This window comes from Palleronia sp., assembly GCF_042089775.1.
In the GTDB taxonomy this organism is placed as follows: Bacteria; Pseudomonadota; Alphaproteobacteria; order Rhodobacterales; family Rhodobacteraceae; genus Palleronia.
Genome location: NZ_JBELKF010000106.1, coordinates 1 through 9,356, shown reverse-complemented (window position 1 = coordinate 9,356; position 9,356 = coordinate 1). Strand labels below are relative to the sequence as shown.

The following is a 9,356-nucleotide window of genomic DNA, read 5'->3' as shown; positions in this document are numbered from 1 at the left end:
GTCGATGACGCGCGTGCGGCCATCGCCCGGTTGCAGGGCCAGTCCGAGCCGCAGCCGCAGCCGCAGGGCCAGCCCCAGCAACTGCCGCCGCTGGACAGCGCCGGTGCACAGGAAGAGGCCGCGCTTGGCCTGACCCCGGTCACCCGCCGCGCGGTCGAGACGCGGCTGGCGCAGCTTGGATACGAGCCTGGTGCTGTCGACGGCGAGTTCGATGATCGCACCCGATCCGCCCTGCGCAGCTATCAGCAAAGTGCGGGTCTGCCGCAGACGGGCTACGTCAACCAGATTACGGCGGTGCGGCTTCTTGCCGACACGCTGCGCGATGTCCTGCGCTAGCAACGGCTCGCCGGCTGCGTTACACGGTCGGGCAGACCCAACGGAGCCTGCCCGATGACCGATCGACCGATTCCGCCCCGCCGCCCCATGACGCTGCGCGATGTGTCCGAAGCGTCTGGCGTCAGCGAGATGACGGTCAGCCGCGTCCTGCGCAACCGCGGCGACGTCAGCGCCGCCACGCGCGAGAAGGTGCTGGCCGCCGCGTCCGAGCTTGGCTACGTGCCGAACAAGATCGCCGGCGCTCTGGCCTCATCGCGGGTGAACCTCGTGTCGGTCATCATTCCTTCCCTGTCCAACATGGTCTTTCCCGATGTGCTGAGCGGGATCACCGAGGTGCTGGACGAGACGCATCTTCAGCCCGTCGTCGGCGTCACCAACTATCGCCCCGAGCGGGAAGAGAAGGTGATCTACGAGATGCTCTCGTGGCGCCCCTCGGGGGTCATCATCGCGGGCATCGAGCACAACGAGGCGTGCCGCCGGATGCTGCGCGCCGCCGACGTGCCGGTGGTCGAGATCATGGACGTGGATGGCGAGCCGGTGGATTCGGTCGTGGGCATCAGCCAGCGCCGGGCAGGGCGGATGATGGCCGAGGCGATCCTGAAGCAGGGGTTCGAGCGCATCGGCTTTCTCGGCACCCGGATGCCGCTGGACCACCGCGCCCGCAAGCGGTTCGAAGGCTTCACCGAGGCGCTGGCGCGCAAGGGGCTAGAGGTCGTGGACCAGGAGTTCTACGAGGGCGGCTCGGCGCTGAAGAAGGGGCGCGAGATGACCGAGACGATCCTCGGGCGGATGCCGGACCTCGATTTCCTTTATTATTCCAACGACATGATCGGCGCCGGCGGCCTGATGTGGTGCCTTGAGCAGGGGATCGACATCCCCGGCCAGCTGGGTCTGGCGGGATTCAACGGGACCGAGCTTCTCGACGGGTTTGCCAAGAGGCTCGCCACGATGGATGCGGGACGTCGCGAAACCGGACGCGAGGCGGCCAAGATCATCGCCGCGCGCGCCGACGGCTCCCTGACCGAGCCGCGCCGGGTCGAGATCGAGCCGAAGATCAGCTACGGCGACACCCTGCGGCGCTACAAGCCCTGACACTTCCTCGATAATTCTGAACCCTGATCCCCGGCGCACCTTGGTGCGCCGGTTCTTTTTTGCGCTCTCGCGCAAGGCCCGCTTGCACGACGGTGTGTAGCCATCCATATACCATCCACTTGGATGGAGATGGACAATGCCGAAGATCCACCGATTGCCTGAGAAGCACGCTGACACCGAGAAGGTGACAATCAACCTGGGCCACGTGGACCTTGGCCGGATCGACCTCCTGGTGCGCGAGGGCTTCTATTCCAATCGCACCGACTTCATCCGTTCTGCCATCCGCAACCAGCTGATCTCGGAGGCGCGCGCCGTGGATCAGTCGGTCGCCCGGCACCGTTTCGAGCTTGGGCTCTTCGACGTCACGCGCGCCGATCTCGAAACGCTGCGCGATGCCGGAGAGGTCCTGCATCTGCGGGTCGTCGGCCTTGCCCGGATCGCGGGCGACGTGTCGGTGGACCTTGCGCAGGACACCATCGGATCGCTGAACGTACTGGGCTCGCTCCAGGCACCAAAGGACGTCAAGGCGGCCCTCGCGGACCGCATCACCTGAGGGGCGCGCCCTCTCGCATCAAGGACGGACATCATGAGAAACGATCTCGCGGCGGCGTTTCGCCGGGCGCTTCAGAAGACCCGCGCCTCCGATCCCCGGGGGGCCACAGCAATTATCCAGGAGGCTCTGGGCGGCGGCGCGCGTTTGGATTGCGGACCGTGCAACGCGTTTCGCGACGCCTTCAAGGGTCCGCGGGCGGCGCAAGCGCGGAGCGCGTGGAGCGGCCTCAGCGGCATGGGCGCCACCTCGGGGAAGACAGGGGCACGTGCGCCGGTGCCCGAGGGTGCAACGATCGAGATGCTGCGCCACGACGCCCCGGCGGGCAGCCGCGACTATCGCCTCTTCATGCCGTCGCCGCGCGAGGGCGTCCCGGTCGGTCTGGTGCTCATGCTGCACGGATGCACCCAATCGCCCGAGGATTTTGCCCTCGGCACAAAGATGGACCTCGCGGCCGAGGCGGCCGGATTCGTTGTCGCCTACCCAGGTCAGACCGGCGCGCATAACATGCAGTCCTGCTGGAACTGGTTTCGCCCCGAGGACCAGGGGCGCGATCGTGGCGAGCCCGCCATCCTCGCCTCGCTGGCCACCTCTCTGGCCGAGCGGTTCGACCTGAAGGGCCGGGTCCACGTCGCGGGCCTGTCGGCGGGCGGCGCCATGGCCGCCGTGCTGGCCGAGACGCACCCGGACGTATTTTCCGCCGCGGGGATTCACTCCGGCCTTCCTGCGGGTGCCGCGCAGGACATCCCCTCAGCCTTCGCGGCGATGCAGGGTCAGGCTGGCGGGCGTGCGCCGAAGCTGCCCGTGATCGTCTTCCACGGCACCGCGGACAACACCGTTTCGGACCGGAACGCGCGCACCCTGATCCCCGGAAGCGGGGTTGAGACAAGCCACACCGCCAGCGGCCGAAGCTGGACCCGACTGACGGCCGAACGGTCGGAACTGTGGCTGGTCGAGGGCGCCGGCCACGCCTGGTTCGGCGGCGATCCGGCAGGCTCTTACGCCGATCCCGCCGGGCCGGCTGCGTCGGCCGAGATGCTGCGCTTCTTTGCCGACCAGGCGCGCGACTAGCCGATCCGGCCGCGCGGCCCCTCGCCGACCTGGCCGCGGTGCAGCAGCAGGTGATCGAGCATCACCGCCGCGGCCATGGCCTCGGCCACGGGAACGGCGCGAATGCCGACGCAGGGATCGTGACGACCCTTGGTCACGATCTCGGCTGGCTCGCCTGCCTTGGTGATCGTTCGGCGGGTGGTCAGGATCGACGAGGTCGGCTTGACCGCAAAGCGCACGACGATGTCCTGCCCGGTCGAGATGCCGCCAAGGATGCCGCCCGCGTGGTTTGAGCCGTATTCCGGACCATCCGGCCCCATCAGGATCTCGTCCGCGTTCCCGCTGCCGGTCAGGGCGGCCGCGTTCATGCCCTCGCCGATTTCGACTCCCTTCACCGCATTGATCGACATCATCGCGGCGGCCAGATCCGTGTCGAGCTTGCCGTAGATCGGCGCCCCAAGGCCCGCCGGAGCGCCCGAGATCCGGCACTCGATCACCGCGCCAACGCTGTCGCCGGACTTGCGCAGCTCGTCCAGGTAGTCGGCCCATTGCGCAGCGGTCTGCGCGTCGGGCGTCCAGAACGGGTTGCGCGCGACCTCGTCCCAATCGAACCGCGCAGGGTCGGCCCGGTGCGGCCCCATCTGCACCATGTAGCCCTGCACCTGCATCTCGGGCGCCAGCCGGTCCAGCGCAGCCCGCGCGACACCACCGGCGGCAACCCGCGCCGCCGTCTCGCGCGCGCTGGAGCGGCCGCCGCCGCGCGGATCGCGGATGCCGTATTTCTGCCAATAGGTGATGTCGGCATGGCCGGGGCGGAATTTCTCGGCGATCTCGGTATAATCCTTCGACCGCTGGTCGGTGTTGCGGATCATCAGCTGGATCGGGGTGCCCGTCGTCTCGCCCTCGTAGACGCCCGACAGGATCTCGACCTCGTCGGCCTCGCGCCGCTGGGTGGTGTACTTGTTCTGCCCCGGCTTGCGCTTGTCGAGCCAGACCTGGATCTCCTCGGGCGCAAGCGGCACGCCCGGCGGGCAGCCGTCCACTGTGGCACCCAAGGCGGGACCGTGGCTTTCGCCCCATGTCGTGACGCGGAAGAGGTGACCGTAGGTGTTCAGGCTCATCGGGGGGTCCTTCGCTGACCCCCCGGGAGTAGCGGTGCGGCTGCGCCCTCTCAAGCCCTACTGCGGCTCTTTCGTCTCAAAGCGCAGGGCCTTGGCGCTGCGCTCGGGGAAGCCTTTCCAGTAGGTGTGATCTTCGGTCGGCTGGCCGTCCTCCATCGCGTAGGTGCCGTCGTCGGCGGTCTCGACAAGATCGAGGTACTCGGCCTTCGACTGGTCGTCCTTCAGGTGCAGGTCCATGAAGGCGGTGACGAAATGCTGCAGGATGTTGTTCATCCGCGTCGTGTCCCAGACTGCATCGGCGTAGTGGCCGAAGACCGCGGGGTCGCCCCACGCCTCCTGCGGGGCGGGCATCGGCGCGGCTGCGTTGTGGTTCGCGCCTTGATACGTCAGCAAATGGCGGGTGGTGCCGGTCGTCTCGTCGAAGATCGTGCGGATGGCGTCGTACCCAGAGACGTCGTCCTGGCTGCCCGCAACGATCATCAACGGGACGTCGATGTTCGACAGGCCCTCCTGGGACCAGAACCCGCGATTGCGGCCCCACGGGCCGATGGCCACCGTGGCGGCGAGGCGATCGTCGTGGATCTCGGCCAGTCGGTCGGCGCCCACGCGAAGCTCGGACAAGAGGTTGCCCGGCGGGGTGTAGCGCTCGGGCCAGCCGCCCTCCTCAAGCCCGGCGCCAGAGAAGATCAGCGCGCCATAGCCGCCCATGGAATAGCCGACGAGGCCGGTCCGGCTGGCATCGACAATCCCGCCCAGGTCGCCACCGAGCGAGGCCATCTGATCCAGCACGAAGGACTGGTCCTGCGGCCGGTTGTAGAGGGTCGAGCCAAATGCGCCTATATCCGAATAGGTGCTGTCGGGATGATCGATCGAGGCGGTGACATAGCCCTTCGAGGCGAGGTTCTCGGCCAGGTGCGCCATCAGGAATCGGTTGCCCGGGTAGCCGTGCGAGATCAGGACCAGCGGGAAGCTGCCTTCGGCCGGTGCGGCGTCGCGGGCGGCGCGGCCGGTCAGGGTCGCCTGCGTCTCACCGTCGCGCAGGTAGGCCGTGTAGGTGCCACCAGCCTCGGTGCCTTCGGCGGCGGGATAGAAGACTTCGACCGTGATCTCGCGGTCATAGCGGGTCATGTTGCCTTCTTCGGTGGAATTCACCACGTCGACCACGTCGGGCCGGGTGAAGGTCATCGTGCGGACGCCGACGGTATGCTCTCCGTAGGGGGCAAGCTCGGGCGCGTCGGGCCGGATGCGATCGATCGGGTTCTCCTGCGCGACGGCAGGCGTGGCCAGCATCAGGGCCAGGGCGACGTGTTTCATGTGATTGTCCTCCGTAGCTGGACGCTAGAGGAAGGCGGCGCGCGCTACAACGCGTGGCGCGGGGTGTAGACGTGGCGTCCCACGCGCCGCGTGCGGGACGAGCCGACGATCACCACGGTGCGCATGTCCGCCATTTCGGGCGTCGCCTCTTGCAGCCCGACGGTGCGGATTTCTTCCTCGGGGGTGGTGACCGCGCGGGCGAACATCACCGGTCGGTCATCGCCGCAGGCCTCGCGCAGCACTTCGAGCGTCCGGCGAAACCCTTCAGGCCGCGAGACCGAGCGCGGGTTGTAGAACGCAATCGCGAAATCGGCCTCGACGGCCAGACGCAACCGCCGTTCGATCACGTCCCACGGCTTGAGGTTGTCGCTAAGGTTGATCGCGCAGAAATCATGGCCGAGGGGTGCGCCGATCTGAGCGGCCGCAGCGAACATCGCCGAGATGCCTGGCAGGACCGCGACGTCCAGCGCCTGCCAGTCCGGGCGATCCTCCATCGCCTCGAACACCGCTGCGGCCATGGCAAAGACGCCCGGGTCCCCGGACGAAACCACGACGACCCACCGCCCGGCCGCCGCAAGCTCCAGCGCATGCTGCGCACGTTCAAGCTCCACCCGGTTGTCGCTGGCATGTTTCACCAGCCCCGGCCGGTCGGGCACGCGCGCGACGTAGGGCAAATAGCCCACCACATCGGTTGCGTCGGCGATCGTCGCCTGCGCTTCGGGCGTAATGAGGCCGTCGCTTCCCGGCCCGAGCCCGACGACCCTCAGCCATCCGTTCAAGGCCGGCGACCCTGTCCGTGCACAAGCACGATCGAGAAATACGGCACTTCGCGGCCCTCGGCGTTACGCAACGTCATAACGCATTCCTCCGCCATCGAGGCGCATTCCACAAGCCATGCTCGATTGTACTTTTGGGCAGCCTTCAGCGCCCGCCGAACCTTTTCCATGTTTCGGCCGATCTTCATCACTACCAGCGCATCGGCATCGCGGAACCGCGCCTCGAGCACGTTTTCGGGCAGGGTGGCCATCACGACCGACAGGGTGTCGTCGCCCCAGGTGATCGGCATTCCAGTGGCCGTCCAGGCCGCCGACATGCCGGTGATGGCGGGCACGACCTCGACCGGGACGCGGTCCTTGAGGCGGGTATAGAGGTGCATGAACGAGCCATAGAAGAACGGATCGCCCTCGCAGGGGATGATGATTTCCTCGCCCGCCGCGACGCGCGAACGGAGCGTCTCGGCCGCGTCCTCGTAGAACGAGCCAAGCGCGTCGTTGTACGCCGGATCGTCGAGCGGGATCTCGGTCGTCACGGGGTATTCCATTGCGATCTCGGTGACGTCCGCGTGCAGCATCCCGTCGACCGCGGTGCGGGCGCGCCCGGGGCGGCCCTTCTTGCGAAAATAGGCGACGGTCGTGGCGCCGCGGATCAGGCGGTCGGCGCGGACGCTCATCAGGTCCGGATCGCCCGGGCCCAGCCCCACGCCCACGACGCGGCCCGTCATTCCGCGCGGCTCGCGAGGGCGTTAAGCGCGGCAACCGTGATCGCCGAACCGCCAAGCCGGCCTTCCACGATCAGCGACGGCACCGGCTGATCGGCCCAAAGTGCTGCCTTGGACTCCGCCGCGCCGACGAATCCGACCGGGCAGCCGATGATCGCGGCGGGGCGAGGGCAAGCGGGGTCTTCGAGCATGTTGAGCAGGTGGAACAGCGCGGTCGGCGCATTGCCTATGGCGACCACGGCGCCCTCGAGATGCGGGCGCCACAGCTCCAGCGCGATGGCCGAGCGGGTGTTGCCGGCCTCCTTCGCCATCTCGGGCACCTTGGGGTCCTGCAGCGTGCAGATCACCCCGTTGTCGGCGGGCAGGCGGGTGCGCGTGACGCCCTCGCTGACCATCCGCGCGTCGCACAGGATCGGTGCCCCGGCCTCGAGCGCGGCGCGGGCGGTGGCGGCGAAGCCCTCGGACATCCGCACGTGCTGCTCGAGTCCGACCATGCCGGCAGCGTGAATCATGCGCACGACCACGGGCTCGGATTCGGCATCGAAACGGACCAGATCGGCCTCGGCGCGAATCGTGGCGAAGGAGGTCGCGTAGATCGCCGCGCCGTTCTTCTCGTACTCATAGGGCATCGGGCACCTCTTCGGGCGCAAGACCGCGCCGCGCGGGTGTGTCGCCCGCACGACCGCCGATGACAAGATCGAACCGCCCGTTCCGCCCGACCAGCGTGACATCCGCCGCAGCGGACCGCGCGCAGCCCTTTTCGCACCCGCTGACGTGCAGCGATCCGGTGACCTGCAGGCGACGGGCGAGATCTCGCGTCTCGACACTCGCCTGGGGGCAGAGCGGCGCACCGGGGCAGGCGTCGATCCGCAGCAGCGGGTCGTCGGGCGGCAGCAAGCCGCCGGGCCGTGCGGTCGCGCCTTCCAGCAGGAGCGTCCGCCAGGACGAAACCCGGAGCGCTTCGGCAGCGTGGGCGGCCTCGGCCAGCGTGGACGCCGGCAGTTGTCCGAAGGCCACGCCGCCCTCGACGAACCCTCGGGTCCGGCCCACCGGCCCGGGTGCAGCATCCCGCGGCCCGGGCGGAGAGGCCGCGCGCATCCGCCGCGCCGCCCCGCGATGCGCCGCGAACCACCGCGCGAGGTCGAGCGCCGCGTCCACTGCGCCGACCTCGTCCACCGCGCGACCCTGCGCCTGCCCCTCGGCCCGAAGAAGCAGGCCGGTCTCGCCGCGTTCGAGCCGGATGTCGCCCGCGATGGCATTCAGAACACGGACCGGTCCTGCATCCACGACGAAGCCGAACTTGGCGGGCAGGGGCGGCAGTTCGGACAGGCGGGCGGTCAGCGCTTCGGCGATGCGCTGCGTCGCGTCGCCTGACTGCCAGTCGGGGGCGACGGTGACGTTGCGCCGTGCCTCGGCCTCGGCGTCCGGGTCCAGCAGTTCCAGCGCGGTCAGGGCTGCGACGACGGCCGCGTGGTCCCGGATGCCGCGCAGCTGGACGTTGCCGCGGCGGGTCAGTTCGAGGATGCCGTTGCCCTCGGCCGTAGCCAACTTCGCGAGTCCGAGCGCCTGGGCCCGCGTCAGGCGCGCCAGCCGGGGCCGCACGCGCACCACCAGCCCGTCGCCGGACATCATCGGCCGCCATGCGCCAGGGCACCATCCCTTGATCTCTGCGCCACTCATGGCTCCAGCTCCGCCAGGACCGAGTTGCGCCGCGTCTGCCACAGCCCCGCCGCATGGAGCGCCGCGAACCGCTCGCGCATCGCCTCGAGCGCGCCGGGGTTCTCACGGTTCAGGAAGTCCACCACCTCCGGCGCACCAAGAGTGGCCTCGTGGTAGGCGTCGAACAGGTGCGGCTCGACCACGCCCGCAAGCTGCGCGAAGGCAGCCATGTGTTCGAGCGTCGCGGCGATCTCGGCCCCGCCGCGGAAGCCGTGGCGCATCATCCCGGCGATCCAGCCCGGATGCGTGGCGCGTCCCCGGACGACGCGGGCGATCTCTTCCTGCAAGCTGCGTGCGCGGGGGCGATCAGACACGGTATTGTCCAGGTGCCACAGTCGCGCCGTCCCGCCGGTGACGGCCTGCGCCGCGGCGAATCCCGCCTCGTGCGTGGCGTAGTCGCCGGCCAGCAGCAGGTCGCTCTCGGCCAGGTCCTGCGCATGGACGAAGCCCTGCGCACCCGCCACCCGCTCGCGCAAGCCGCCCTCGTCGCGCACCGGGTCCTCGCCGTCATGCGCCCAGGCCGAGGCCGCCAACCACGCCTCTCCCGCGGCCTGTCGTCCTGCGTCGCCGTAGTCATGCGCGTCAACGCCCAGCCCGAAGCTGCCCGGCGCAGGCCCATAGACCCGCGCGCCCGTCTGCCCGACAAAGGCGTTCCAGTCCGGCGCCTCGTCGCGGG

The 9,356-nt window shown here is 69.2% G+C and carries 11 protein-coding genes; 4 read left to right on the top strand and 7 right to left on the bottom strand.

All coding sequences use genetic code 11. The features are described from left to right. The 4 genes from ACFDS3_RS17355 to ACFDS3_RS17340 form a co-directional block, all read left to right on the top strand. Window positions 1-336, top strand: a 336-nt coding sequence (locus ACFDS3_RS17355; RefSeq protein WP_375263613.1) for a peptidoglycan-binding protein, incomplete at its 5' end; no start/stop codon positions are given. Between the two features lie 54 nt (window positions 337-390). Then, complete coding sequence (locus ACFDS3_RS17350) at window positions 391-1,428, top strand: LacI family DNA-binding transcriptional regulator (protein WP_375263612.1); 1,038 nt, start codon at window positions 391-393, stop codon at window positions 1,426-1,428. A gap of 136 nt (window positions 1,429-1,564) precedes the next feature. Continuing rightward, on the top strand, window positions 1,565-1,981 hold the full coding sequence (locus ACFDS3_RS17345) for a CopG family transcriptional regulator (RefSeq protein ID WP_375263611.1): 417 nt from the start codon (window positions 1,565-1,567) through the stop codon (window positions 1,979-1,981). Between the two features lie 33 nt (window positions 1,982-2,014). After that, the gene (locus ACFDS3_RS17340; RefSeq protein ID WP_375263610.1) at window positions 2,015-3,049 is read left to right on the top strand and encodes an alpha/beta hydrolase family esterase; all 1,035 of its coding nucleotides are present in this window, start codon (window positions 2,015-2,017) and stop codon (window positions 3,047-3,049) included. Here the strand turns inward: ACFDS3_RS17340 and aroC are convergent. From aroC to ACFDS3_RS17305, 7 genes are all read right to left on the bottom strand, one after another. After that, window positions 3,046-4,149 (bottom strand): chorismate synthase, encoded by a 1,104-nt coding sequence (gene aroC, locus ACFDS3_RS17335; RefSeq protein ID WP_375263609.1) that lies wholly within the window; start codon window positions 4,147-4,149, stop codon window positions 3,046-3,048. The two genes, ACFDS3_RS17340 and aroC, sit on opposite strands and share 4 nt — an antisense overlap. A gap of 57 nt (window positions 4,150-4,206) precedes the next feature. Further along, window positions 4,207-5,463 (bottom strand): alpha/beta hydrolase family protein, encoded by a 1,257-nt coding sequence (locus ACFDS3_RS17330; RefSeq protein ID WP_375263608.1) that lies wholly within the window; start codon window positions 5,461-5,463, stop codon window positions 4,207-4,209. 44 nt (window positions 5,464-5,507) lie between these two features. Beyond that, window positions 5,508-6,242, bottom strand: a complete 735-nt coding sequence (gene cobJ, locus ACFDS3_RS17325; protein WP_375263607.1) for a precorrin-3B C(17)-methyltransferase — start codon at window positions 6,240-6,242, stop codon at window positions 5,508-5,510. Further along, complete coding sequence (locus tag ACFDS3_RS17320; protein ID WP_375263606.1) at window positions 6,239-6,964, bottom strand: precorrin-2 C(20)-methyltransferase; 726 nt, start codon at window positions 6,962-6,964, stop codon at window positions 6,239-6,241. Before ACFDS3_RS17320 ends, cobJ begins: the two co-directional genes overlap by 4 nt. Continuing rightward, window positions 6,961-7,590 carry a precorrin-8X methylmutase gene (locus tag ACFDS3_RS17315; RefSeq protein ID WP_375263605.1) on the bottom strand — a complete coding sequence of 210 codons (630 nt, stop codon included), beginning with the start codon at window positions 7,588-7,590 and terminating at the stop codon, window positions 6,961-6,963. Before ACFDS3_RS17315 ends, ACFDS3_RS17320 begins: the two co-directional genes overlap by 4 nt. Next, window positions 7,580-8,641, bottom strand: coding sequence for a cobalamin biosynthesis protein CobG (locus tag ACFDS3_RS17310; RefSeq protein ID WP_375263604.1), 1,062 nt, complete (start codon window positions 8,639-8,641; stop codon window positions 7,580-7,582). The genes ACFDS3_RS17315 and ACFDS3_RS17310 overlap by 11 nt, the downstream gene beginning before the upstream one ends. Then, on the bottom strand, window positions 8,638-9,356 hold a 719-nt coding region (locus tag ACFDS3_RS17305; RefSeq protein ID WP_375263603.1), incomplete at its 5' end, for a cobaltochelatase subunit CobN. The genes ACFDS3_RS17310 and ACFDS3_RS17305, both read right to left, overlap by 4 nt.